Below are 24,401 nucleotides of genomic sequence, written 5' to 3' on the forward strand. Positions count from 1 at the left end.
GTCCGACGACCATGGTCCAGCGCACGCTCCCCAACGGGGTGCGCCTGCTGGCCCTGCCCATGCCCCACGTGCACAGTGCCAGCGTGGGCGTGTTCCTGCGCGTGGGCTCGCGTGACGAGACGCCCGACACCAACGGCATCAGCCACGTGCTCGAGCACATGGCGTTCAAGGGCACGGCCACGCGTTCGGTGCAGGCCATCAACCTCGATGCCGAGCGCCTGGGCGCGGAAGTCAATGCCTTCACCGGCAAGGACACCACGGGTTACTTCATGACCGGCCTCGGCCGCCATGCGCCGGCGCTGCTGCGCATGACGGCCGACATCGTGCTCAACAGCACCTTTCCCGAGGCCGAGCTGCAGCGCGAGCTGGAGGTGATCCGCCAGGAGGCGATCGAATACGACGAGGATCCGGAAGACAGCGCCAACGATGTGCTCGACCGCGCCCTCTGGGGCAACGACCCTATGGGCATGCCGGTGATCGGCACCGTCGCCAACATCGAAGGATTCACGCGGCAGGACCTGGTGCGCCATGTGCAGCGGCACTATGTCGCGCACAAAACCCTGGTGGTGGCGGCCGGCAACTTCGACGTCGACGCCTGGATGGCGCTGGCGGCCGAGCTGTTTTCGGGCATGCGGGCTTCCGACGACCTGCCGGTGCCGCAGAAACCGGAGCCTGCCAGGTATGTCGGCCAGGCGCTGGCGCGGCGTTTTCCCCAGGTTTCACAGGTGTTCGTGAACCTTGCCTATCCCTTGTATCCGGCGGCTGCCGAAGACCGGGCGGGACCGCGCTGGCGCCTCACGGCCGCGCTGGCGGCCTATGTATTCGGCGAGGGGATGTCGTCGCCGCTGGTCGACACCGTGCGCGAGCAGATGGGCCTGGCCTACACCGCCTATGCGGCCACCGAAAGCGGCGATGTCTGGGCCAATTTCATCGTGCATGCGGTCACCACGCCGGACAAGCTCGAGGCACTGTTCGCGGCGACTGGACGGCTGCTGCGCGCCCAGGCCGCGGCCATCGATCCCGTGCATCTGGAGCGCGCGAAGAACCAGCTGACGGTGGCGCGGGTGCGCGCGGCAGAGCGGCCCTATGCGACGATGGAGCAGGCGGTCGAGGAGCTGTTTGCCGTCGGCAGCGTGACGCCCATGTCGCAGGCGCTGGCGCTGATCGACGGCATCGAAGCCGACGAAGTGCGCCAGGTCTTCGAGCACATGCTGGCCCACCCGCCCGCCTTGGCCATCACCGGCAAGGGGGCCACGGCCAAGGCGGCACGCCAGCTCGTGGCCAGTCTGGCCGGCTGAGCGCTTGCGTCGCTCTGCGCGCACAGGTGCTTTCAGATAGATTTGTCATCTGGGCTGGAAATTTAAATCGTTGGACTTTTCCTGCGGCGCTCCTACATTGTGGTGGGGCCATCGTGGCGATGGGCGGCAGACCGTGCACCCTCGTGCAGTCCCCGCCGGCTCCAGGCCGGGTGCCGCAAGAACAACAAGGAAGCCAGATGGCGAATTTCGAAGTGGGCGAGATCGTGCGTGCGCTGCGCAGCGTGCGCGAGGAATGGCGCGACCAGCAAAAGCGCTCGCGTGATCCGGGCGGCCGCGAGTTTCCGTCGCGCGACGCCTTGGTGCGCATCGTCGAAGGACTCAAGGGGGCGCTGTTCCCCATGCGCCTGGGGCCGACCGACCTGCGCCATGAGAGCGAGGATTTCTATGTCGGCCACACGCTGGACGCTGCGCTGCAGGAACTGCTGGGCCAGGCCCGGCTGGAGCTGCACTACAACGCGCGCCATGCGCCGCTGCCCGCCGCCGAGATCGAGGCGCAGGCCACGGATGCCGTGCGCCGGTTCACGGCCGCGCTGCCCGGGTTGCGCCGCTTGCTCGACTCCGACGTGCTCGCCGCCTACCAGGGCGACCCGGCCGCGCGCAGCGTCGATGAAGTGCTGCTGTGCTATCCGGGCGTGCTGGCCATGATCCACCACCGGCTCGCGCATGAACTCTACCAACTGGGGTTGCCCTTGCTGGCGCGCATCGTCGCCGAGCTGGCGCATGCGCAGACCGGCATCGACATCCATCCGGGCGCGCGCATTGGCGCGAGCTTCTTCATCGACCATGGCACGGGCGTGGTGATCGGCGAGACGGCGGTGATCGGCCGGCATGTGCGCGTCTACCAGGCCGTGACGCTGGGCGCCAAGCGCTTTCCCACCGGCAGCGACGGGCAGCTGAAAAAGGGCCTGGCGCGCCATCCGGTGGTGGAGGACGATGTGGTGATCTATGCGGGCGCCACCATCCTCGGCCGCGTGACCCTGGGCAAGGGGGCGACCATTGGCGGCAATGTCTGGATCACGGAAGACGTGGCGCCGGGCGCCAGCGTGACGCAGGCGAGTTTGCAGAAGGCGCCGCGGCCGGCGCCGTGACGCGCGGATAGCTACAGAGGGCGGGGCTCGCGCACACCAGCAAGGCGCCGCATGGTGTGAAAAAAGCCCCGGCAAGCGCTGAACTTGCCGGGGCTTTGTCGTTGGCACACCCTGCGTCTGCAGGGAGCAGCGCCTTACAGTGCCGAGATGTTCTTGTCCTTGGCGATCTTGCTCCAGCGCGTGTAATCCGCGGCCAGGCGCTTGCGCATGGTTTCGGAGTCCTGGTAGCTGGCCACGGCGCCAGCGCCGATCAGCTTCTTCTGCAGTTCGGCATCGGCCAGGATGACCTTCAGCTCGGCATTGAGGCGGTCGATGATGGCGCGCGGCGTGCCCAGCGGCGCAATCAGGCCGCCCCAGGTGTCGGCATCGAAGCCGGCGAAGCCTTGCTCGGCCACGGACTTGATGCCCGGCAGCAGCAGCTTGGCCTTGTTCGAGCTGCCGGCGATGGCGCGCAGCTTGCCGGCCTGGATGTGGGGCAGGGCGGCAACCACATCGGCAAACATCACGGGGATCTGGCCGCCGATCAGGTCGGTCACGGCCGGTGCGCTGCCGCGGTAGGGGATGTGCTGCATCTGGAAGCCGCCCAGATCCTTGAGCTGTTCCATCGACAGGTGGCCGAAGCTGCCGGTGCCCGAGCTGGTGTAGTTCAGCGGCGTTTCGGCGGCCTTGGCGTGCGCGATCAGCTGCTGCAGGTTGGTGACGTCGGGCAGCACGCGCGGGTTGATCACGATGGCCATCGGCAGGTCATAGACCGTGGCCACGGGCATGAAGTCCTTGCGCACGTCGTAGGCGTTGTTGTTGAACAGCAGCGGAGCCAGCAGCGCCGGCATGCCGAACATCGACAGGTTGTAGCCATCGGCGGGCGACTTGATGAACGCGGCCGTGCCGATCGAGCCCGACGCGCCGGGACGGTTCTCGACGATCATGGTCTGGCCCAGGCGCTCGCTGAGCTTTTGCGCGACGATGCGCGCGGCGGTGTCGGTGGGGCCGCCCGGCGGGAAGGCCACGACGATCTTCACCAGCTTGTTGGGCCAGGCGGGGTCGGCGGCGAAGCTGATGCCCGGCAGGGCGCTCAGCGCGCCAGCGGCGCCGGCGGCCAGCAGGTGGCGGCGATTGAGGGAAGCTTGTGGCTTGGTCATGACTTGTCTCCGGTAAAAAACCTGTACTTAGATGATGTTGTGCGCGCGCAGGTCGGCAATGGCGTCGGCCGCCAGTCCCAGTTGCTCGCTCAAAACGGCGTCGGTGTGTTCGCCCAGATGGGGCGGGGGCATGCGCACGGGCAGGCGTTCGCCATCCATCGCGTAAGGGGGCGCGAGCACGGCCTGCGCGCCGGCTTCGCTGTCGTCATAGCGGTGCAGCAAGCCTGCCGCCTGGGCGCGTTCGGACTGCAGCGCATCGAGCAGGCCCAGCACCTCGCCGCAGGGAATCTGCGCCGCCGTGAGCTGCGCCAGCAGTTCTGCGCGCGGTTTGCGCGCCAGCGCGGCGTGGATCAGCGGCATCAGCACATGGCGGTTGGCCGAGCGTGCGGTGTTGGTGGCGAAGCGCTCGTCGGTGGCCCATTCGGGGTGGCCGATGATCTCGTTGCAAAAGCGCTGGAACTGGCCGTTGTTGCCCACGGTGATCACCAGCGGGCCGTCGGCGGCTTCGAATACGCCGTACGGCACGATGGACGGGTGGGCGTTGCCGAACTTCGGCGGGTCGCCGTCCTTGAGCAGTGCTTCCATGCCGTAGTAGCTGGTGATCATCAGGCCGCAGTCATAAAGCGCCATCTGCACATGGCGGCCCTTGCCGGTGCTGTGGCGCTCGTACAGCGCGGCCAGGATGGCCTGCGCGGAATACATGCCGGTGAACATGTCCACGGCGGCCACGCCGAACTTGAGCGGGCCCTGGCCTTCGTCGCCGTTCATCGCCATCAGGCCGGCTTCGCCCTGCACGACCAGGTCGTAGCCCGGGCGCTTGGCTTCTGCGCCGGAGCGCGAATAGCCCGAGATCGAGCAGTACACCAGGCGCGGGTTGAGCGCGCTGAGCTGCTCATAGCCCAGGCCCAGCTTCTCGGCGCCGCCGACCTTGAAGTTCTGGATCACTACATCGCTTTTCGCCGCGAGCTGCAGCGCGATTTCCTGGCCCCGGGGCGATTGCAGGTCCAGACTGATCGAGCGCTTGTTGCGGTTGGCGCTGTTGAAGTAGGAGGTGTTGCGGCTGCCGACGCGCACGCCCCAGTCGCGCGTGTCGTCGCCGCGGCTCGGGTGCTCGACCTTGATGACGTCGGCGCCCAGGTCGGCCAGCGACATGGCGCACATCGGGCCGGCCAGCACACGCGACAGGTCGAGAACACGCAGGCCAGCCAGCGGCTGGAGGGGAAGGGAAGCGCTCATGGGAAGGGCCTTGTCCAACAGATCAACAACGAGGCACGCAGACCCCTCTATTTGCCGGCGCACGCAGCGCTGCGCCAAGCTGGTGCGTATTTTGATATGTTTAGAAAATTTATCAATTGTGATAAAAATTGAACATTGTGTAATCGAAAATTTGACAATGAACCTGGCCACCCTGTCCCTGCTGGTCGACATCATCGAAGCCGGCAATCTCAGCAAGGCGGCAGCCCGGCTGGGAGTGAGCCGCGCCAGCGTGAGCCAGCGGCTCAACCAGCTCGAGCGGGAACTGGACCAGCAACTGCTGCGGCGCACCACGCGCCAGATCGAGCCCACCGAACTCGGCTGGAAGCTGTATGAGCATGGACGCGCGATGCGCAAGGAGTTGCTCGCTGCCAGCGAAGCCGTGAGCACGCTGGGCCAGGGCCTGCAGGGCACGGTGCGCCTGTCGGTGCCCAGCGGCTACGGGCAGCTGACGATGTCGGCATGGCTCACCGAGTTCATGCAGATCTATCCGGGCGTGACGCTGGAGGTGGTTTTCAACAACGACATGGCCGACCTGCTGGAGGGCGAAGTGGATTTCGCGATGCGCGTGATGGCCGAGCCGCCGCTGAACCTGGTGGCGCGCAACATGGGGCCGGTGCACTACGTGGCGTGCGCAGCCCCGGCGCTGGTGCAGCAGCACGGCATGCCCGGCAGCCTTGCGGACCTGCACCAGGTACCGCTGATCACCTCGAATCTCACGGGCCAGAAGCTGCGCCTGGCCGGCCACCACCTGGGCGGCACCGAGCTGCGCATCAAGCCGCGTCTGATGTCGGCGAATTTCTATTTCCTGCGCGACGCCATCCTGCAAGGCCTGGGCGTGGGCGTCGTGCCCGATTACATGGTGCGCGAGCCACTGCAGCGCGGCGATCTGGTGCGGCTGCCCTTTGCGCCGGGCAGCCTGGACTTCCTGTCCACCCACAAATACCTGCTGTACATGCCCACGCGCTTTCAGACCCGGGCCATTGCGACGCTGATCGATTTCCTGCTGGCCAAGGCGGCGCAGCAGGGGGCCGGCTGAGGCCGGTCCCCGCAGGCGCAGGCGCGCGTCACTCGGCCTGGATATTCGCCTCCTTGACCACCTTGCCCCACATATCCCAGTCGTGCTTGACCATGGCGCCCAGCGCCTTGCTGTCCTTGAAGTCCGCGGTCGCGCCCTGGTCCAGCGCCTTCTTCTGGAAAGCCGGGTCGCTGAGCATGTTGCGCACATCGGTTTCGAGCTTGCGCACGATGTCCTTGGGGGTCTTGGCCGGTGCGAACAGCGCGAACCATGAGGTGGCGTTGACGCCCGGCAGGCCGGCTTCGGCCGTGGTCGGCACGTTGGCCAGGCTGGGCAGGCGCTCCTTGCCGGTCACGGCCAGCACCTTGAGCTTGCCGGCCTGGATATGCGGCATGAAGGGTGGCGCGGTGCCGAACGTCAGGTCCACCTGGCCGCTAAGCAGATCCTGCAGCGCCGGGCCCGTGCCCTTGTAGGGCACGTGCACCATGCGGATGCCGGCCGCCTGCTCCAGTTGCACGCCGGTCACATGCTGCAGCGAGCCATTTCCCGAGGAAGCATAGTTGAGCTTTGCGGGATTGGCCTTGGCGTAGGCCACCAGTTCCTGCATGTTGTTGACCGGCAGGTCGCGGCGCACGACGATGATCTGCGGTGCCGACAGCACGTTGGCCACGGGCACGAAATCGGCTGGCTCCCAGGCGCTTTTCGCCAGATGCGGCGAGATCACATGAAAGCCCGAGTACTGCATCAGCAGTGTGTAGCCGTCGGCTTCGGCGCGCTTGGCCTGGGCCGCGGCGATATTGCCGTTGCCGCCGCCCTTGTTCTCCACCACGATCGACTGGCCCAGCACCGGGCTCAGCGCCTGCGCCGTCATGCGCGCGGCCAGGTCGGTGGTGCCGCCGGCCGCGGCCGGCACCACCATGGTGATGGGCTTGGTGGGATAGTCGGCGCGCGCCATGGCCGTGCCAGCCAGGCCCAGGGCCAGGCCGGTGGCCACTGCCAGACGCGAGAATTGCTTACGGTTGATTGTCATTGTGTGTCTCCTTGGTTTTGTAATGACGGGCCTCAAAGCCCGTTTGCCGTTGCCTGCAGCCGCTCGTGCGCGCGGCTGCGGATTTCTTCGAGCGATGCGGGCGCAGGGTGCAGCTGGTGCACCGGGCCTGCCTTGACGATCGCACTGGGGATGTCATGGCCGATCTGCGCCGGCAGCCCCGCCGCGACCTGCGTCAGCGCGGCGAGGTCCACGCCGGTGTCGTAGCCCATGAGCTGCAGCGCATGCACCAGTTCCTCGGTGCAGGCATTGCCGCTGGCGCCGGGTGCATAGGGGCAGCCGCCCAAGCCGCCCACGGAGGCGTCGAAACGGTCTGCGCCGGCATCGATGGCGGCAAGCACATTGGCCAGCGCCATGGCACGCGTGTCGTGGAAATGCAGCGTCAATGGGGTCTGCGGCCAGCGCGCCTTGAAGGCGCGTACCAGTGCATGCACCTGCGCCGGATGGGCCATGCCCGTGGTGTCGCACAGCGTGATGCCTTGCACGCCCAGCGCGATGAAACGTTGCGACCAGTCGAGCACGACCTGCTCGGGCACATCGCCCTCCATCGGACAGCCGAAGCTGCACGACAGCGAGACGTTGACGGCTGCCTGGCCTTGCTGCGCGACGGCGATCACTTCCTGCAAGCCGGCAAACGACTGCGACCGCAGCATGCGCAGATTGCACAGGTTGTGCGTCTCGCTGACCGACATCACCAGGTTCAGCTCGTCGGCACCGGCGCCCATCGCGCGCTGCGCGCCCTTGACGTTGGGCACCAGGCAGGTCATGACGGTGCCGGGCCGGCGCTCGATGCCGCGCAGCACCGACTCGGCATCCGCGAGCGCGGGAATCGCCGTGGGAGAGACGAATGCCGTGACCTCGACCTTGGCCAGCCCTGCGGCCGACAGCGCATTCACCATCGCGATCTTCTGCGCCGTGGGCACGAAAGCCTTCTCCATCTGCAGGCCGTCGCGCGGGCCGACTTCCTGGATATGGATGCGTCTGCCGGCGCCATTCCAGACGGCCGTGCTCATTGGATCACCCCCTTTTCGCGCAGCTGGGCGATCTGCGTGGCGTCCAGGCCCATGCCGGCCAGCACCGCATCGGTGTCGTCGCCCAGCCCGGGCGCGCTCGAGCGCACCGTGCCCGGTGTGCCCGACAGCTTGGGAACGACGCCCGGCACTTCGACGCTGTAGCCGTCGCGCGTCTGCTGCTGCAGGATCATGTCGCGCGCGCGGTAGTGCGGGTCTTCGCAGATGTCCTTCGCGGTGTAGACACGGCCGGCCGGCACGCGCGCCGCGCCCAGTTGCTCCAGCACCTGCGCGATACCGCGCGATTGCGTCCAGGCGCCAATCGCGGCGTCGATTTCCTGCACCCGTGCAACACGCCCGGCGTTGCTGGCGAGATCGGGATCGTTGGCCAGCTCTTCACGCCCGATGGCCTGCATCAGGCGCTTGAAGATGCTGTCGCCATTGCCGGCCACCAGCACCCAGCCATCGGAGCAGGGGTAGGCGTTCGACGGTGCGATGCCGGGCAGCGCGCTGCCTGCGGCTTCGCGCACCGCGCCAAAGGCGCTGTATTCGGGCACCAGGCTTTCCATGACGTTGAACACGGCTTCGTGCAGCGCCACGTCGATCACCTGGCCCTTGCCGCCATGCGCCTTGCGGTGGTAGAGCGCGGTGAGCACGCCAATGGTGCCGTGCAGGGCGGCAAGCGTGTCGCCTATCGATACGCCCACGCGCACCGGCACCCGCCCTGGCTCGCCGGTGAGGTGGCGCAGCCCGCCCATGGCTTCACCCACCACGCCGAATCCGGGCAGGTCGCGGTACGGGCCGGTCTGGCCATAGCCGGAGATGCGCAGGATGATCAGGCCGGGATTGATGGCATGCAGTTCGTCGGGCGACATGCCCCAGCCTTCGAGCGTGCCCGGCCGGAAGTTCTCGATCAGCACGTCGGTTTCCTGGAGCAGGCGGCGCACCAGGTCCTGGCCTTGTGGTTGGCGCAGGTCGAGCGCCACCGATTTCTTGTTGCGCGACTGCACCTGCCACCACACCGAGGTGCCTTCCTTGATCATGCGCCAGTTGCGCAGCGGATCGCCCGCGCCCGGCGCCTCGATCTTGATCACGTCGGCACCGAATTCGCCCAGCGTCTTGCCCGCAAAGGGGCCGGCAATGAGCTGCCCCATTTCCACCACCCGCACGCCCGCCAGTGCGCCCGCATGAAGCGATGGGTCATGTTCCAGAGTTTCCTGCATTCTTTCCTCGAGGTATCGCTGAGCGAAGGCGGCCATGATGCAAAACACCGCAGCGAATGCAAAACGCTGATTTGCGTGCCTGCCATCGCGTTTGGGCATAGCACTTCGAATAATGCGGAGAAACCCTTATATCTATGGCACTGAAAAGACAGTCGCATTGCTGATCGGGCAATGCAAAATACCTGCATGCGACTTGATCCCGTTTCCCTGAGATTGTTCGTGGCGGTCATGGAAGAGCAGGCCATCGCGCGCGCCGCCGTGCGCGAGCACATCGCCACGTCCGCCGCGAGCCGCCGCCTGGCGGAGCTCGAGGCGCAGCTGAAGGTGCAGTTGTTCGCGCGCAGCAACCGCGGCATCGCGCCCACGCCAGCCGCCTATACCTTGCTGGGCCTGGCGCGCAGCGTTCTCGGTGAAATCGATGGCATTGCGCGGCAGATGCGCGAGTACGGCAGCGGCATGCGCGGCCATGTGCGCATGGTGGCGAACATCTCGGCGATCACGCAGTTCCTGCCGGCGCAGCTGCAGGGATTCATGGCCCAGCATCCCGAGGTGCAGGTGCACCTGCAGGAAAAGGTCAGCAGCGAGATTGCGCTGGCGGTGGCGCAGAACGCGGCCGACTTCGGCATCCTGAATGCCGGGCGCTATGGCGGCGACCTGAGTTATCTGCCCTATCGGCAGGACGAGTTGATCCTGATTGCCCCGCAGGGCCACCCGCTGACACAGCAGGAGGAAGTCGGCATGCAGCAGGCGCTGGCCTACGACTTCGTTGGCGCCCATGTGGGCAGCGTGATCAACGCGCTGCTCACGCGCAGCGCTGCGCAGTTGGACATGCCGCTGCGGCTGCGCATCCAGGTGACCAGTTACGACGCCCTGTGCCTGATGGTGGCTGCCGGCCTGGGCGTAGGCGTGCTGCCGCGCCAGAGCGCGGCCTTGTATGCGGGCACGCTGGCAATCACCGCATTGCGCCTGAACGAACCCTGGGCGCAGCGCCAGTTGGTGCTGTGCCTGCGCTCCCTGGAAGCGCTGCCGCCCGTGGCGCGCGCACTGGTGGAGCATCTGATTGCGCCAGCAGCCCCTGCCGGGCCGGCGGCTTCGGGACTTCCCGCATACGCGCCTGACGCATTGTCGAGGTCAAAAAATCCATTGGATAATTGAACCAGGCATCCGGCCCCACTTGCCCTCGAGTGAAATCGGAACGAGCATCTGACGTCATCTGTGCTATCTGCATTCCATCGCAAAGCTGGTGCGCAATCGAGGGACACCGGCTTCACAGGAGTGAATGCCCATGTCTTCGCAAGCTCCTTGCGTTGCGTCAGCGACCGCGCAAAAGCCGCCCGCCCATGCCGACGCACTGCGGGCGCTCAAGAACCGCCTGCACGCGCGCTTTCCCGAAGGAAGATCGTCCCATCTGACGGAAGCCATCGCGGCGGGACTGGGGTTCGCCAGCCATGCCGCACTGCGCGCCCGCCTGGGCAGCTTGCCGTCCAACAGGCTGCCGCCCTTCAATGCGATGCATTTCCTCGGCCGGCTTGCGGCGCTGGGTTACGAACCCCTGGGCAGTTTCCGCCGGCCTGTGGCGGCGCCGATGGAAAAACCAGATGCTGCGTTTGCGGACCTGCAGGCGGCACTGCGGGTGTTGGGCATGGCGCGGACCAAGAACTCCACTTCCGGCAATGTCGAGTGGGGCCGCTATCTGCACGGGCGCTGTGCCCACGCGTTTGGCGAAGCGCATGACCTGGGCAAGCCTGCCGAGCGCTGTGCCGGCAATGCCCGGCGGCGCTGGCACAGTGGCGCCGACCACAGCGCGTGCCTGCCCGGCTGGGGCGCCTTGCTGCAGGGCCGCTTCCTGCGTTTCGGGCCTGGCAGCAGCCAGCTGCATTTCCTGCGTTCCCTGCCGTTGGCCGATGGAGGGCATGTGCACTACACCAGCGCCGTGGTCGACACGCCGGCCGGCGTGCAAAACCGCGAGGAACTGCTGGCCGCAGCCGCGATGCGCGCCGGCGTGCTGGGCTGGACCTCTACCCGCCTGCCGCAATGGAACTGGCGCACCGCCGACGACGGCACGCTGGTGCTCTACCGGCCGAACATCAGCCACAGCGAGCGCCTGCATCAGTGGGAAGGATCGTTCCAGCGCTGGCTGCTGGAGAACCAGCGCTACCTGCTCAAAGGCGCATCGGCCGCGCGCCGGCAGGTCATCAAGGAGCTGATTGCCTGCCCGCATTTGCCGCTGCAGGTACGCAGCTTCGAGGATTTCCATGGCGCCTATCTCAGCGAGCAGAAGCCATTTTTCCTGCTGCGGCGTCCGGACCACTTCGATGACAACTGCCACTACCTGCTGGCTATGTGGCGAGGGTAAAGCCGGCGTCAAGCAAAAAAGCGTCAGCGAGTACCTCAAAACGCAAGTATTTGTACCCTAGTCACACACCGGGTCACTCGTCCCGTTCCACAGGCGCAGACGCCCGGGGCCGAGGCGGCGAGCGCCGTGCTCGCACGCACGGCGTAGTTTTCAACCATAATCGCTGCCTGGCATCCGGCCCCACTTGCCCTCGAGTGAAATCGGAATTCATCATTTCACGCCACTTCTGCTTTTGCATTCTGTCGCAAAGCTGGTGCGTAATCGGGGGACACCGGCTTCACAGGACTGAATGCCATGTCTTCACAAGCGCCCTTGGCTGCATCATCGCCAGCGCAAATCCTGCCTCCGGACCTTTCCGAAGCACTGCGAGTGCTCAAGAGCCGTCTGCAGTCCCGGTTCCCGGAAGCCAAATCCGCCCATTTGACCGAAGCCATTGCCGCGGGGCTGGGCTCGTCCACCCATGCCGCGCTGCGCAACCGCCTGTCCAATGACGCTGCGGCTGGCGCGGCGCTGCCGTCCTTCAACGTGGTCGACTTTCTCGAGCGCCTGACGGCCCTGGGCTATGACCCGCGCAGCAGCTTCGTGCGCCCCGTGGCGGCGGAACTCGCGCAGCCGGTCCCGTCGTTTGTCGACCTGCAGGCGTCGCTGCGCGTCTGGGCGGCCACTCTGAAGAACCTGAAATCGGAGCATATCGACTGGGGGCGCTATTTGCACCAGCAGTGCGCGCATGTGTTTGCCGATGCCCATGACCTGGGGGAGCCCGAGGAGCGCACCATGGGCGATGCGGTGCAGCGCTGGTATGCAGGGGCCGACCACAGTGCCTGCCTGCCGGGCTGGGGGGCGATGCTGGACGGTCATTTCTTTCGCTTCCATCCGGGCTGCAACGACCTGTATTTCTTCCGCTCGCTGCCGCTGTCCGGCGGCGGCCATGTGCAGTACACCAGCGCCGTGATTGCCATGCCCAGCGGTGACAACAACACGCAGGACCTGCTGGCCAGTGCCGAAACCATGGCCGGCATCTTTGGCTGGACGGCCACGCGCCTGCCGGGCTGGAACTGGGACAGCTCCACGGACAGCACCCTGCTGCTGTATCGCCCGAGCATGAGTCATGCGGAACGCCTGCGCCAGTGGGAAGGCAGTTTCCCGCGCTGGCTGCTGGAAAACCAGCGCCACCTGCTCGAAGGCGCAGGCGCTGCCCGCCGCAAGACCATCGAGGAGCTGGTGCGCTGCCCGCATGTGCCCATGCATGTGCGCGGCTTCGAGGAATTCCGCGACTGCTACCTCAAAGAGGATGTACCCACCAGCCAGGACGACCGGCCCGGCGACTTCGACGAGATCTGCGAACAGTTGTTTGAGGTGTGGCTGGCGGCATCGCCCTGCATGAACGGCGCCGGCTGACGCAGCGCGTTGGCGCGCTCAAGGCGCCAGGAGCGGCTTGGCAAGCATATGGCTGCCGAGCAGTGCCAGGCTGATCAGAAACACCTGCCGAAACAGCACGGGCGACAGTTTGCGCCGCAGATATTGGCCCGCCGCCATACCGGCCAGCGCCGGCAGCAGCAGCAACGCCGACGCGCCCAGGCTGGCGCCCGAGAATTGCGCATTGGCGTAGAGCCCGGCCGCGAGCGCCAGCGTCGACACCGTGAACGAGAGGCCCATGGCCTGTACCAGCGCATCGCGCTGCAGGCCCAGTGCCTGCAGATAGGGCACGGCGGGAAGCACGAACACGCCCGTGGCGGCCGTCACCAGACCCGTGCTCGCGCCGATCAGCGGGCCCAGCCAGCGTTCGCTGGCCGGGCTGACGGCAAGCCGCGCGCCCGCCAATCCCCAGGCCGCATATGCGACCAACGCCACGCCCAGGCAGACCGAGGCCCAGGCGCCCGCCGGGGCGCCCAGCAGCCAGGCGCCGGCCAGCGTTCCGGCGCAGATTCCCAACTGCATCGGCGCGAGCCGGCGCAGCAACGAATTCAATCCCGCCCAGGGGCTGAGCTGCCAGATGTTGGTGACCAGCGACGGCACGATTAGCAGCGCCGCCGCGTGGGCCGGAGCCATCATCAGCGCCAGCAGTGCCATGGCGATCGTCGGCAATCCAAGTCCGACCACGCCCTTGACGACGCCGGCCAGCACAAACACCAGGGTGATGAGAAGCGGCACGCCGGCATCGGAAAATGTGAGGAATTCAGGCATAGGACCGTAATTCTGCGCAGCCGCGGCGCAAAGCGGAATGCGGAAGTGGCGCAGCCTGCCTCAGGGCCTGCCTGAGCCAGGCTGTGGTACTTTGGCGGCCATGCGCTACGACCTCACCGACCTGCGGCTGTTTTTGAATGTCTATGAGGCAGGCACCATCACGGGCGGGGCCGGGCGCAGCCACATGACGCTGGCCTCGGCCAGCGAGCGCATCCGCGGCATGGAGCAGGCGCTCGGCGGGCCCCTGCTGCTGCGTGAACGGCGCGGTGTGCAGCCCACGCCTGCCGGGCGCACGCTGCTGCACCATGCGCGCCTGATGCTGGCGCAGATGGAGCAGTTGCAAGCCGAACTCGGCGACTACGCTGCGGGAGTCAAGGGCCATGTGCGGCTGCTGTGCAACACCTCGGCGCTGAACGAGCATCTGCCCTCGGTGCTGGGCAGCTTTCTCCTTCAGCATCCGGGCATGTCCGTCGACCTGGAGGAACGCGCCAGCGCCGAGATCGTCGATGCGCTGCGCCGCGAGCTCTGCGATATCGGCATGGTCTCCGATTCGGTGGATCTCGAAGGCCTGCAGACCTTTGCCTTTTGCGCCGATCCGCTGGTGCTGGTGGTGCCGCGCCGCCATCCTTTGGCGCAGCGCCGCGCGGTGCGTCTCGACGAGGTGGTGGATCAACCGTTTGTCGGCCTGGTCGAAGGCAGTGCATTGCAGGCCCACATCGCGCAGCACGCGCGGCGGCTGGGCCGCAGGCTCGCCTATCGCATCCGGCTGCGCAGCTTCGAATCGGTCTGCCGCATGGTGGGGGAGGGCATCGGCATTGGCATCGTGCCGCGCACGGTTGCCGTTCGCAGCGGCCGCACCACCGGGATCAAGCGCCTGGCACTGCTCGATGCGTGGGCCGCGCGCCATCTGGTGCTGTGCGTGCGCGATGCCGGCGCATTGCCCGCACCCGCGCAGCAGTTGCTGCAGCATCTGCTGTCTGCGGCCACGAAGAAGCCCGCGCGAGGCGGGCTGGCGGGAGATGCGTCGCGGCCGTTCAGGTCAGCAGCGCGATCAGGATGATGATGGGAATTGGAATGCCCAGCAGAAACAGCAGGATGGATCGCATGAAATTACCTCCGGATGATGGAGCCGGCCCGTTCAGGCCGGCGGGATGTCAAAGCGTTCAGTAGGCGTCGCGCTGGCGGCCGCCGATGGTCGCGCAGAAGCTGCCGACGAAGGCGCCGATCAGCAGCGCGACAAACAGCCACAGCGCGGTGTGGGCCGCGGTCTTGCGTGCGGTTTCAGCGGCTTGCTTGGCCTTTTCCTTGGCCTGTTCGACCTGCTGGCGGGCCTGGTCGAACGACCGCTGCACGCGTTCCTGGGCCTGGGCCACGGGCATGCCGGTGCGCTCGGAGATCAGGTTGGCAACGTGGCGCGCATCTTCGGGGGGCAGCGTGCCGGTCTGGATGGCCTGGGCGTAGATGCGCGTGACTTCGCGGGTCGCATCGACGTTGGCGCGGCGCGAAGGCGTGGCCGTCGCAGCCGGGGTGCTGGCAACCGGGGCGGGCGCAGCGCTTGCAGCGGCGGCATCGGCCGAGGCGTCTGCCGCAGGCGCGGCGTCAGTCGGTGCGGCGGCTGCGGGAGCGGCAGCGTCCTGGCGGAACAGGCTGTCGATCCAATAGCCCATGGGGTTCGAGGAATCATCGGAATTGGCGTTGGCGGCCGCGCCGATGGCGCCTGCGCTGCCCACGGCCGCGGTGGCGGCGCCGGCGGCAACGCTGCCCGCGGCCTTGACCGTGCCGGTGATGGCGCTGCCGGCCACCGAGCCCATCAGTGCGGCCATGACCAGCGTGGCAAAGGCCCACGACAGGAAGCCGTGGGCGGTGTCGCGGAAATAGACTTCATCGGTATGCACGCCTTGCCAGCGCACGCGCAGGCGGCCCGCAATGTAGCCACCCACGCCGGCCGAGGCCAGCTGCGTGAAGGCCAGCCAGGCAATGGCAGCCCAGCCGACGGTATCGCCTTCGGCGCCGCGGTTCGACCAGACCGAAATCGACGACAGGCCCAGCCCTATGCCCAGGATGAAAAGCACAAGTGATAACGCTGCCGCCGCCAGGGCGCCGGCGAAGATCGCGGCCCAGGAAACGCCACTGATGCCCACGCTGGCGGCGGGCACGGTGGAAGCTGCGATCGGGTCAGACTGGACATAGGTAGGTGCCGTCATGGAAAGCCTCGCGGTGAGTTGCAAAACCCCATCTTGGTGCAATGGTTCAACGCGGTTTGTAAGCAAACAGGAACAAACGTCGCCGGTTCTTGCCTGCGTACGTGCCAAAACGCGGAATTTTCCGAGGTCGCGCCGGTGGATGAGCGCGTAATGCGGCTGCGGCTGACATTGCCGGCAAGCGAGCGGCCCAATGGTGGATGGGGTTCCCACTGTCAATACCCAGGTCCCCCCATGAATACAGCTGTCACTGCCACAAGAATTCCCCCGCAGCAAGCCAAGCGCGCTGCGATTGCCAAGGCCAAGGCGCTGGCCACCGAAGTGCCCGCCCATATCGGCAGCACTCCCGCCACGCAGTTCCGCGGCGATCCCGACATCTTTGGCCGGCTGGTCGAAGACCATGACCACCACCGCGCGTTGCTGGCCATGATCTCTGCCACCCACGGCCACTCGCCGGAGCGCGAACGGCTGTTCGTGGAACTGGTCAAGGAAATCAAGGGCCACGCCGCGGCCGAGGAGCAGGCGCTCTGGTCCAGTGTCATGCGCAATCCCGACACGACCGAGGACGCGCGCCATGCCGTGGCCGAACACAAGGAAATGGACGAGCTGATGGCCGATCTGGCCGCGCGCGACATGGCCTCGCCCGGCTGGCTGCGGCGCTTTGCGACGCTGCGCGACGAGTACCTGCACCATATCCGTGAGGAGGAGCAGGAGCAGTTCGTCGCGGCGCAGGAACATCTGTCGGACAGCGACCTGCGCTACATGCGCGCGGTGTTCGAGCGGCGCAAGAAGCAGGAGAAGGCCGGCGCGACGATTGAGAAGAAACTGCGCCAATAGGCCGTTGCCGCGGCCATGAAAAAAGCCACGCCATCTCGCGACGGCGTGGCTTGCGCGAGAGCGCAGCGGAAGATCAGTTCTTCTCGTTGCCCAGCTGCGGCAGCGCCGAGCCGCTGCCCATCGACAGCAGACCGGTCTGCGCATAGATGGCGAGCTTGTCGCGCGTGTCCATCAGGTCGAGATTGCGCATGGTCAGCTGGCCGATACGGTCGGCGGGCGAGAACGGTGCGTCCTCGACCTTTTCCATCGACAGGCGCTCGGGCTGGTACGTCAGGTTGGCCGACTCGGTGTTGAGCAGCGAATAGTCGTTGCCGCGGCGCAGTTCCAGCGTCACGGTGCCGGTGATCGCGCGCGCGACCCAGCGCTGGGCGGTTTCGCGCAGCATGATGGCCTGGGGGTCGAACCAGCGGCCCTGGTACAGCAGGCGGCCCAGGCGCAGGCCGTTGATGCGGTACTGCTCGATGGTGTCTTCGTTGTGGATGCCGGTGACCAGGCGCTCGTAGGCGATGTGCAGCAGCGCCATGCCGGGCGCTTCATAGATGCCGCGGCTCTTGGCTTCGATGATGCGGTTCTCGATCTGGTCGCTCATGCCCAGGCCGTGGCGGCCGCCGATGCGGTTGGCCTCGAGGAACAGTTCCACCGGGTCTTCGATGCGCTTGCCGTTGAGTGCGACCGGACGGCCTTCCTCGAAGCTCACCGAGACTTCCTCGGCCTTGACTTCGACTTCAGGCTTCCAGAAAGCCACGCCCATGATCGGGTTCACGATGCGGATCCCGCTCGACAGCAGTTCCAGATCCTTGGCCTCGTGGGTCGCGCCGAGCATGTTGGAATCGGTCGAATAAGCCTTCTCGGCGCTCATCTTGTAGCCGAAACCTTCCTTCGTCATGAATGCCGACATTTCGGCGCGGCCGCCGAGCTCGTCGATGAAGGCCTGGTCCAGCCAGGGCTTGTAGATGCGCAGCGCCGGGTTTGTGAGCAGGCCGTAGCGGTAGAAGCGCTCGATGTCGTTGCCCTTGAAGGTCGAGCCGTCGCCCCAGATATGGACGTCGTCTTCCTTCATCGCAGCGACCAGCATGGTGCCGGTCACGGCGCGGCCCAGCGGCGTCGTGTTGAAGTAGGTGATGCCCCCGGTCGAGATGTGGAAGGCGCCGGCCTGGATGGCGGCAATGCCTTCGTTGGCCAGCTGCGTGCGGCAGTCGATCAGGCGCGCCTTCTCGGCGCCATATTCCATGGCCTTGCGCGGGATCTCGTCGTAGTCGGCTTCGTCGGGCTGGCCCAGGTTGGCGGTGTAGGCATAGGGCACGGCGCCCTTGTTCTTCATCCAGCGCAGCGCGGCGCTGGTGTCGAGGCCACCGGAGAAGGCGATGCCGACCTTCTGGCCGGCGGGGAGGTTCTTGAGGATGGTTTCCATATCAGGGCACTCTGGGTAAGTGAAAAGGGCGGCCGGGGGCAGCGCGCAAGGTGCGCGGGCGCTCAGGCGTAGTGGCAGATGTAGTGGTAGGCCTCGTCCACGCGGATGTCGAACTTCGAATTCGCGGGAATCTGGAACGAGTCGCCGGCCTTGGACGTGAGCCACTGGTCGGAGCCGTCGAGGCGGTATTCGCACGAGCCGCCCACGCATTCCATGATCTCGGCCGCAGCCGTGCCAAAGGTCAGGGTGGCAGGCAGGACCACGCCCACCGATTTCTTCGTACCGTCGGCAAGGGTGAAGCTGTGGCTCACGCACTTGCCGTCGAAGTAGACGTTGGCTTTGGTGGTGAGGGTAACGCCGGCAAAGGTTTCGGTGGTCATGGAAGAACGCGGTCCGTGGAAGTGGGCAAAGCGTCGATTTTAGGCCAGCCCGGCAGCCCCCTGCTGCATGCATGGGCGTCCAAACGCAAAGCGCCCCTGGAAACGCGATTCCAGGGGCGCTTTGCAGGCTCACGCAGCGCGCGCCGCGCCGCGGGAGATCAGCGGCGCCAGCCGCCGCCGTAGTGGCGTGGGCGCTCGTAGTAGCGCGGGCCGTTCCAGCGGTTGCGCGGGCTGAAGATGTAGTGCGCGCCCGCGGCGATGGTCGCGCCGATCAGCACCGGTGCGACATAGTCCGCGGCGGTATAGCCGCGCTCGACGGGCGTGGTGTAGACCGGTTGCGGCGTGGAATAGGTCACCGGCGGATAGCTCTGCACCGGGTAGCCATAGCTGTCCTGCGTCGCGTAGTAGCCGGGCGCGTAGCCCTGGGCCTGCGCCGGCTGCACGTTCAGCGCGATCCAGTCGCCCGGAGGCGTGGCGGTGCGCGTCGTGTACTGGCGGCCCGCGTATTCGTAGACCACGTCATAGCCCGTGGTCTGGCTGCGGTAGTAGTTCTGCGTGCTGCAGCGGCGCACGGTTTCATAGCGTACGTCGCCATTGCCTTCGAGCTGGTTGCCGAGCATTGCGCCGCCGACCAGGCCGGCGCCCGTGGCGGCTGCACGCCCGCCGCCGCTGCCGATGGCATTGCCGGCTAGGCCGCCGACCACGGCGCCAATCACGGCGCCCGCACCCGAGCTGCGCTGGCGCACCGGCACGGTTTCATCCTGGCAGACCTGTTGGGGGGACGCCACCTGCTGCTGCACCGCGGTCACGGACAGCACCCGTCCTTGTTCCTGGGCCATTGCAGCGCCCGTGGACAGCGCGGCTGCAGCCCCGATCCAGATCAATTTCTTCATGGCTCAAGCTCCTTGGTTGCCGCGGCAATCCTGCTCTGGCTATACCCGAAATTCTAGGCGTGGTCGGTGAACCGCACGCTCCAGCGGGGTAAACGGCCGTAAGAGTTTGTAGCAGGACCAGGTCTCAGCCTGCGCCCACGCGCTGTTGCCAGTCGTCGGCCTTGAAGCCGACCGTGATGCTGCCGTCGGGCCACTCGACCACGGGACGCTTGATCAGGCTGGGCTGCTCCTGCACCAGGGCGCTGGCGCTGCCCGCATCCTGCACGCCGGCCTGGACCGCGGCATCGAGCTTGCGCCAGGTCGTGCCCTGGCGGTTGACGAGCTTCTCCCAGCCTACAGCTTGCATCCAGCGCGCCAGCGCATCGGGAGGGACGCCCAGTTTCTTGAAGTCGTGGAACCGGTGCTCCTGGCCGTGCTCGGTGAGCCACAGCCGGGCTTTCTTGACGGTATCGCAGTTGGGAATGCCGTAAACAATCATGTAGGGGATAGTAAAGCGAAAGCCGTGGTCCTGCCGCTGCTGGGCGACAATGCGCGCAGTATGCACACCACATTTCCCACTCTGGACGCATGGCTCGCCTATTGTGAGCGCCTGCACCCCCAAAACATCGCCATGGGCCTGGAGCGCGTGCGCGAAGTGGCCCAGCGGCTGGCGCTGCGTTTCGACTGTCCGGTGATCACCGTGGCCGGCACCAATGGCAAGGGGTCGACCTGCGCCATGCTCGAGGCCGTGGCGCTGCAGTCGGGCTACAAGCCTGGCGTCTACACCTCGCCGCATCTGGTGCATTTCGAGGAGCGCTGCCGCATCGGCGGCGAGATCTGCAGCGCGCAGCAGCTGATGTCGAGCTTCGAGGCCGTGGAAAGCGCGCGCGTGCAGGGCGGCAATGAAATCCAGCTGACCTATTTCGAGTTCACCACGCTGGGCATCCTGCACCTGCTGAGCCAGTCGCGCCTCGATGTGGCGATTCTCGAGGTCGGCCTGGGCGGGCGCCTCGACGCCACCAACATCATCGATACCGACTGCGCGATCATCACCAGCATCGACATCGACCATACCGAACTGCTGGGCAAGGACCGCGAGACCATCGGCCGCGAGAAGGCCGGCATCATGCGTGCTGGCCGCCCGGTCATCGTGAGCGACCCGGTGGCGCCGCAAAGCGTCATCGACCACGCGCAGGAGATCGGCGCCGAGCTGTGGCAGTTCGGCAAGGACTTCAATTTTTCCGGCGACAAGCAGCAGTGGGGCTGGGCCGGGCGCGGACGCCGCTACGCGGGCCTGGCCTATCCGGCGCTGCGCGGCGCCAACCAGCTGGTCAACGCCGCGGGCGCGCTGGCTGCCTTCGAGGCGCTGCGCGAGCGCCTGCCGGTCACGGCCCAGGCGGTGCGTACCGGCATGGCCATGGTCGAGCTGCCGGGCCGTTTCCAGATCGTGCCGGGCCAGCCGACGCTGGTGCTGGACGTCGCGCACAACCCGCATTCGGTGGCGGCTCTCACGGCCAACCTCGATGCCATGGGGTTTTTCCCTAGGACCCATGCGGTTTTTGGCGCGATGGCGGACAAGGACCTCGCGCCGATGTTCGCCAAGGTCGGTCCGCTGGTCGACCGCTGGTACTTCTGCGACCTGCCCACGCCGCGTGCCGACACGGCTGCCGGCCTGCAGCAGAAGTGGAATGCGGTGCAGATGGTGGCCGGCGGACGCAGGGAAGTGACCACCAGCCTGCACGCCACCCCTGAGCTTGCCTTGCAGGCTGCCGTCGCCGCCGCCGACCCGGCTGATAGAATCGTGGTCTTTGGCTCGTTTTATACGGTGGGCGGGGTGCTGCTTCATGGCACGCCGCGTCTGCAAGCCAAGCATCTGGGCGAATAAGCCCTGGAACGAGTCTGCACTTCATGGCATTTTTCAAGTTCTCTTGGCCTGGCAAAAAAGAGGCTGCCGACAAATCCGCGCCGCGTTCGCGCTCTGCACAGGTGGAAAGCGTGGACGTGATGCGCAGTCGCGCACGCCACCGCCTGATCGGTGCAGCCGTGCTGGTGCTGGTGGGCGTGGTCGGCTTCCCGCTGCTGTTCGACACCCAGCCGCGTCCCATCCCGGTCGACATCCCCATCGAGATTCCCGACAAGGGCCAGGTCGCGCCCCTGATGGTGCCGGGCGACACCGCGGCCAAGCCGGCCCCGGCTGCGCCCTCCGGCTCGGTGGCGACGCATGCCTCGCTGGACAAGGGCGAAGAGGTCTTCGAGCCTTCTGCGCCAGTGGCCGCCACTGCGCCGGGCGCCGTCACTCCGCGCACTGCCGCGGTACCCGTGCCCATGCCGCCGGTCCCCCCCTTGATGTCGCCGCCTGTGGCCGCATCTGCCGTTGCGGAGACACCGAAGCCGGCAACGCCCAAGGTGGAGCCGCCGGCCAAGCCGAAGCCCGAACCCAAGCCTGAGCCCAAGCCCGCACCGAAACCGGAGCCGAAACCGGAGCCCAAGCCCGAACCGAAGCCGGAACCAAAGGCCGAGCCGAAGAAGGCCGATGAAGCGGCGCGGGCCCGTGCGCTGCTCGAAGGCCGTCCTGTCAGCGAAGCGGCTGCAAGCGAGCGGGTCGTGGTCCAGGTGGGTGCGTTTGGCGATGCGGACAAGGCGCGCGAGATCCGCGCCAAGCTCGCGGGTGCCGGCCTGAACGCGTTCACCACGACGGTTTCGACCAAGGACGGTCAGCGCACCCGGGTGCGGGTCGGCCCGTTCAACAGCCGCGCCGAAGCCGACAAGGCGGCGGCACGCATCAAGGGGCTGGGTTTGCCGGCCTCGGTGATCAAGCCCTGACGCCATGGCGGCGGGGTGCCCTGAGAAGGGCGTGTGAGCATGGGGACGCTCGACTGGATTTTTCTGGCCGTGGTGCTGGCATCGCTGGTGCTGGGCGCCTGGCGCGGTTTGGTATATGAGCTGCTGTCGCTGGTGGGGTGGATCGTGGCGTTTGTCGCGGCGCGCTATGGCGCTGCGGGCATGGCGCAGTGGCTGCCGCTGGGCAACAGCGATCCCGCCCTGCAGTATGCGGCGGGATTTGTCGTGCTGTTCATCGGCGTGGCGTTTGCCTGGGGCCTGGTCTCGGCGCTGGCCAAGCGCTTGATCGACAGCGTCGGCCTGCGTCCCGTGGACCGCACGCTGGGCGCGGCTTTTGGCCTGCTGCGCGCGGCGCTGCTGCTGGTCGTTGTGACCCTGGTGGTGGGATATACGCCGCTGCAGCAAAGCGAGTGGTGGCAGCAGTCGCTGATGGCGCCGCAGCTGTCGGCCGCGGTGCAGGGTTTCATGCCCGCGCTGCCGCAGGAATTGGGAAGGTATCTACCTTCGAGATGAGGGCAGGGTGGCCCGCGCCGGGCGGCCTTGCAAGAATGGCGGGACTTTTCCCGCGGATGGATGGAACGCAACTATGTGTGGAATCGTCGGTGTAGTCAGCACTTCTCCCGTGAATCAGCTGATCTATGACGCATTGCTGCTGCTGCAGCACCGTGGTCAGGATGCAGCCGGCATCGTGACGCAACTGGAACGCAAGTTCTACATGCACAAGGCCAAGGGAATGGTGCGCGACACCTTCCGCACGCGCAACATGCGCGCGCTGCCGGGCAACATCGGCCTGGGCCAGGTGCGCTATCCCACCGCCGGCAACGCGCACAGCGAGGAGGAGGCGCAGCCCTTCTACGTCAATGCGCCTTTCGGTATCGTCATGGTGCACAACGGCAACCTGACCAACGCCAAGCAGCTACGGGCCGAGCTGGCCGACACCGACCACCGCCACACCAACACCGACAGCGACTCGGAAGTGCTGCTGAACGTGCTGGCGCATGAACTGGCACGCGCCACCAGCGGTGCGCCGCTCAAGACCGTCGATGTGTTCAAGGCGGTGCGCGCGGTGCACAAGCGCGTCAAGGGCTCGTATGCAGTGATCGCGCTGATCGCCGGCTACGGCCTGCTGGCGTTCCGCGACCCCTACGGCATCCGCCCGCTGTGCCTGGGCCGCGGCGCCGATGGCAGCGTGATGCTGGGCAGCGAATCGGTGGCGCTGGAGGGCAACCTCTACACGCTCGAGCGCGACATCGCCCCGGGCGAAGCGGTGTTTGTCGGCACCGACGGCAGCGTGCAGACCGAGCAATGCGCGGACAAGGCCGAGCTGCACCCCTGCATCTTCGAATACGTGTACCTGGCACGTCCCGACTCCGTCATGGACGGCATTTCGGTCTATCAGGCGCGCCTGAACCTGGGCGAGTCGCTGGCCAAGCGCGTGATCTCCACCGTGCCGCCGAACGAAATCGACGTGATCATCCCGATTCCCGAGTCGAGCCGCCCCAGCGCCATGCAGCTGGCGCAGCTGCTGGGCCTGCCGTACCGCGAAGGCTTCGTCAAGAACCGCTACGTCGGCCGGACCTTCATCATGCCGGGCCAGGGCGCGCGCAAGAAGTCGGTGCGCCAGAAGCTCAATGCCATCAGCAGCGAGTTCAAGGGCCGCAACGTGCTGCTGGTCGACGACTCCATCGTGCGCGGCACGACCTCCAAGGAAATCGTGCAGATGGCACGCGATGCCGGTGCGAGCAAGGTCTACCTGGCCAGCGCCGCGCCGCCGGTGCGCTTTCCCAACGTCTATGGCATCGACATGCCAACCAAGAGCGAACTGGTCGCGCATGACCGCACGGTGGAAGAGATCCGCCAGGTCATCGGCTGCGATGCGCTGATCTACCAGGACGTCGACGGCATGAAGAAGGCCATTGGCGCGCTGAACCCGGCCGTCAACGGCTTCGAGGCTTCGTGCTTCGATGGCGTCTACGTGACCGGCGACATCTCGGAGGGCGACATCGCCGCGCTCAACGCCGGCCGCACCGGCGCCGAAGAAGGCGATGCCGATACCTCGCGCCTGTCGCTGCCCAATGCGCAGGACGCCTGAGCCGTTACAGTAAGCACGATTGCAAGCAATGCAGCGGGGCGCACCAGGGTGCGCCAGCGCGCTGGCAGGCAGTGAAGAAGAGCCAAAAACGCAAAAGGGCCTGGCCTCGAGCGGGTTTGGCTCGTTTT

At 66.7% G+C, this 24,401-nt stretch carries 23 protein-coding genes; 12 read left to right on the forward strand and 11 right to left on the reverse strand.

Features of this window, described 5'->3' with window-relative positions:
• Nucleotides 1–11 precede the first annotated feature (11 nt).
• Complete coding sequence (locus HUK68_RS07355) at nt 12–1,298, forward strand: M16 family metallopeptidase (RefSeq protein ID WP_175505765.1); 1,287 nt, start codon at nt 12–14, stop codon at nt 1,296–1,298.
• Nucleotides 1,299–1,495: 197 nt separating this feature from the next.
• Nucleotides 1,496–2,407, forward strand: coding sequence for a serine O-acetyltransferase EpsC (gene epsC / locus HUK68_RS07360; RefSeq protein ID WP_175503605.1), 912 nt, complete (start codon nt 1,496–1,498; stop codon nt 2,405–2,407).
• Between the two features lie 134 nt (nt 2,408–2,541).
• Here epsC and HUK68_RS07365 read toward each other — a convergent pair whose 3' ends face one another.
• Both HUK68_RS07365 and HUK68_RS07370 read right to left on the reverse strand, forming a co-directional pair.
• Complete coding sequence (locus HUK68_RS07365; protein ID WP_175503606.1) at nt 2,542–3,546, reverse strand: Bug family tripartite tricarboxylate transporter substrate binding protein; 1,005 nt, start codon at nt 3,544–3,546, stop codon at nt 2,542–2,544.
• Nucleotides 3,547–3,573: 27 nt separating this feature from the next.
• The gene (locus HUK68_RS07370) at nt 3,574–4,782 is read right to left on the reverse strand and encodes a CaiB/BaiF CoA transferase family protein (protein WP_175503607.1); all 1,209 of its coding nucleotides are present in this window, start codon (nt 4,780–4,782) and stop codon (nt 3,574–3,576) included.
• 157 nt (nt 4,783–4,939) lie between these two features.
• Here HUK68_RS07370 and HUK68_RS07375 point away from each other — a divergent pair, with 157 nt between their 5' ends.
• Nucleotides 4,940–5,839 carry a LysR family transcriptional regulator gene (locus HUK68_RS07375; protein ID WP_175503608.1) on the forward strand — a complete coding sequence of 300 codons (900 nt, stop codon included), beginning with the start codon at nt 4,940–4,942 and terminating at the stop codon, nt 5,837–5,839.
• Between the two features lie 28 nt (nt 5,840–5,867).
• Here HUK68_RS07375 and HUK68_RS07380 read toward each other — a convergent pair whose 3' ends face one another.
• From HUK68_RS07380 to HUK68_RS07390, 3 genes are read right to left on the reverse strand one after another with little or no spacing between them, the layout of a single operon-like run.
• The gene (locus HUK68_RS07380) at nt 5,868–6,848 is read right to left on the reverse strand and encodes a Bug family tripartite tricarboxylate transporter substrate binding protein (protein ID WP_175503609.1); all 981 of its coding nucleotides are present in this window, start codon (nt 6,846–6,848) and stop codon (nt 5,868–5,870) included.
• Nucleotides 6,849–6,880: 32 nt separating this feature from the next.
• Nucleotides 6,881–7,879, reverse strand: coding sequence for a hydroxymethylglutaryl-CoA lyase (locus HUK68_RS07385; protein ID WP_175503610.1), 999 nt, complete (start codon nt 7,877–7,879; stop codon nt 6,881–6,883).
• Entirely contained in the window at nt 7,876–9,099 is a 1,224-nt protein-coding gene (locus HUK68_RS07390) for a CaiB/BaiF CoA transferase family protein (RefSeq protein ID WP_244146283.1), read from the reverse strand. Before HUK68_RS07390 ends, HUK68_RS07385 begins: the two co-directional genes overlap by 4 nt.
• A 186-nt stretch (nt 9,100–9,285) precedes the next feature.
• Here HUK68_RS07390 and HUK68_RS07395 point away from each other — a divergent pair, with 186 nt between their 5' ends.
• From HUK68_RS07395 to HUK68_RS07405, 3 genes are all read left to right on the forward strand, one after another.
• Nucleotides 9,286–10,254: a LysR family transcriptional regulator gene (locus HUK68_RS07395; protein WP_175503612.1), complete on the forward strand. Its 969-nt coding sequence runs from the start codon at nt 9,286–9,288 to the stop codon at nt 10,252–10,254.
• Nucleotides 10,255–10,384: 130 nt separating this feature from the next.
• The gene (locus HUK68_RS07400) at nt 10,385–11,455 is read left to right on the forward strand and encodes a hypothetical protein (RefSeq protein ID WP_175503613.1); all 1,071 of its coding nucleotides are present in this window, start codon (nt 10,385–10,387) and stop codon (nt 11,453–11,455) included.
• Nucleotides 11,456–11,824: 369 nt separating this feature from the next.
• The gene (locus HUK68_RS07405; RefSeq protein ID WP_175503614.1) at nt 11,825–12,853 is read left to right on the forward strand and encodes a hypothetical protein; all 1,029 of its coding nucleotides are present in this window, start codon (nt 11,825–11,827) and stop codon (nt 12,851–12,853) included.
• An 18-nt stretch (nt 12,854–12,871) separates the two neighbouring features.
• On the opposite strand, the gene HUK68_RS07410 is transcribed toward HUK68_RS07405, so the two are convergent.
• Nucleotides 12,872–13,639 carry a sulfite exporter TauE/SafE family protein gene (locus HUK68_RS07410; protein WP_175503615.1) on the reverse strand — a complete coding sequence of 256 codons (768 nt, stop codon included), beginning with the start codon at nt 13,637–13,639 and terminating at the stop codon, nt 12,872–12,874.
• Between the two features lie 100 nt (nt 13,640–13,739).
• Between HUK68_RS07410 and HUK68_RS07415 the strand changes: the two genes are divergently transcribed.
• Nucleotides 13,740–14,699: a LysR family transcriptional regulator gene (locus tag HUK68_RS07415; RefSeq protein WP_175503616.1), complete on the forward strand. Its 960-nt coding sequence runs from the start codon at nt 13,740–13,742 to the stop codon at nt 14,697–14,699.
• Between the two features lie 103 nt (nt 14,700–14,802).
• Here the strand turns inward: HUK68_RS07415 and HUK68_RS07420 are convergent, their stop codons facing one another.
• Nucleotides 14,803–15,843: a hypothetical protein gene (locus tag HUK68_RS07420; protein ID WP_175503617.1), complete on the reverse strand. Its 1,041-nt coding sequence runs from the start codon at nt 15,841–15,843 to the stop codon at nt 14,803–14,805.
• Between the two features lie 231 nt (nt 15,844–16,074).
• Between HUK68_RS07420 and HUK68_RS07425 the strand changes: the two genes are divergently transcribed.
• Complete coding sequence (locus HUK68_RS07425) at nt 16,075–16,677, forward strand: hemerythrin domain-containing protein (RefSeq protein WP_175503618.1); 603 nt, start codon at nt 16,075–16,077, stop codon at nt 16,675–16,677.
• A gap of 73 nt (nt 16,678–16,750) precedes the next feature.
• Here HUK68_RS07425 and argG read toward each other — a convergent pair whose 3' ends face one another.
• The 4 genes from argG to HUK68_RS07445 form a co-directional block, all read right to left on the reverse strand.
• Nucleotides 16,751–18,088 (reverse strand): argininosuccinate synthase, encoded by a 1,338-nt coding sequence (gene argG, locus HUK68_RS07430; RefSeq protein WP_175503619.1) that lies wholly within the window; start codon nt 18,086–18,088, stop codon nt 16,751–16,753.
• A gap of 62 nt (nt 18,089–18,150) precedes the next feature.
• The gene (gene ppnP, locus HUK68_RS07435; protein ID WP_175503620.1) at nt 18,151–18,468 is read right to left on the reverse strand and encodes a pyrimidine/purine nucleoside phosphorylase; all 318 of its coding nucleotides are present in this window, start codon (nt 18,466–18,468) and stop codon (nt 18,151–18,153) included.
• 158 nt (nt 18,469–18,626) lie between these two features.
• Entirely contained in the window at nt 18,627–19,361 is a 735-nt protein-coding gene (locus HUK68_RS07440; protein WP_208458689.1) for a glycine zipper 2TM domain-containing protein, read from the reverse strand.
• Between the two features lie 124 nt (nt 19,362–19,485).
• Nucleotides 19,486–19,839, reverse strand: coding sequence for an ArsC family reductase (locus tag HUK68_RS07445; RefSeq protein ID WP_175505766.1), 354 nt, complete (start codon nt 19,837–19,839; stop codon nt 19,486–19,488).
• Nucleotides 19,840–19,899: 60 nt separating this feature from the next.
• On the opposite strand from HUK68_RS07445, the gene folC reads away from it, so the two are divergent.
• From folC to purF, 4 genes are all read left to right on the forward strand, one after another.
• On the forward strand, nt 19,900–21,225 hold the full coding sequence (gene folC, locus HUK68_RS07450) for a bifunctional tetrahydrofolate synthase/dihydrofolate synthase (RefSeq protein WP_175503621.1): 1,326 nt from the start codon (nt 19,900–19,902) through the stop codon (nt 21,223–21,225).
• 23 nt (nt 21,226–21,248) lie between these two features.
• The gene (locus HUK68_RS07455; protein ID WP_175503622.1) at nt 21,249–22,163 is read left to right on the forward strand and encodes an SPOR domain-containing protein; all 915 of its coding nucleotides are present in this window, start codon (nt 21,249–21,251) and stop codon (nt 22,161–22,163) included.
• A gap of 39 nt (nt 22,164–22,202) precedes the next feature.
• Nucleotides 22,203–22,694 (forward strand): CvpA family protein, encoded by a 492-nt coding sequence (locus tag HUK68_RS07460; RefSeq protein ID WP_175503623.1) that lies wholly within the window; start codon nt 22,203–22,205, stop codon nt 22,692–22,694.
• Nucleotides 22,695–22,767: 73 nt separating this feature from the next.
• Nucleotides 22,768–24,273, forward strand: coding sequence for an amidophosphoribosyltransferase (gene purF / locus HUK68_RS07465; RefSeq protein ID WP_175503624.1), 1,506 nt, complete (start codon nt 22,768–22,770; stop codon nt 24,271–24,273).
• The last annotated feature ends 128 nt before the right edge of the window (nt 24,274–24,401 follow it).

It is taken from the genome of Comamonas antarctica (assembly GCF_013363755.1).
GTDB lineage: Bacteria > Pseudomonadota > Gammaproteobacteria > Burkholderiales > Burkholderiaceae_C > Comamonas > Comamonas antarctica.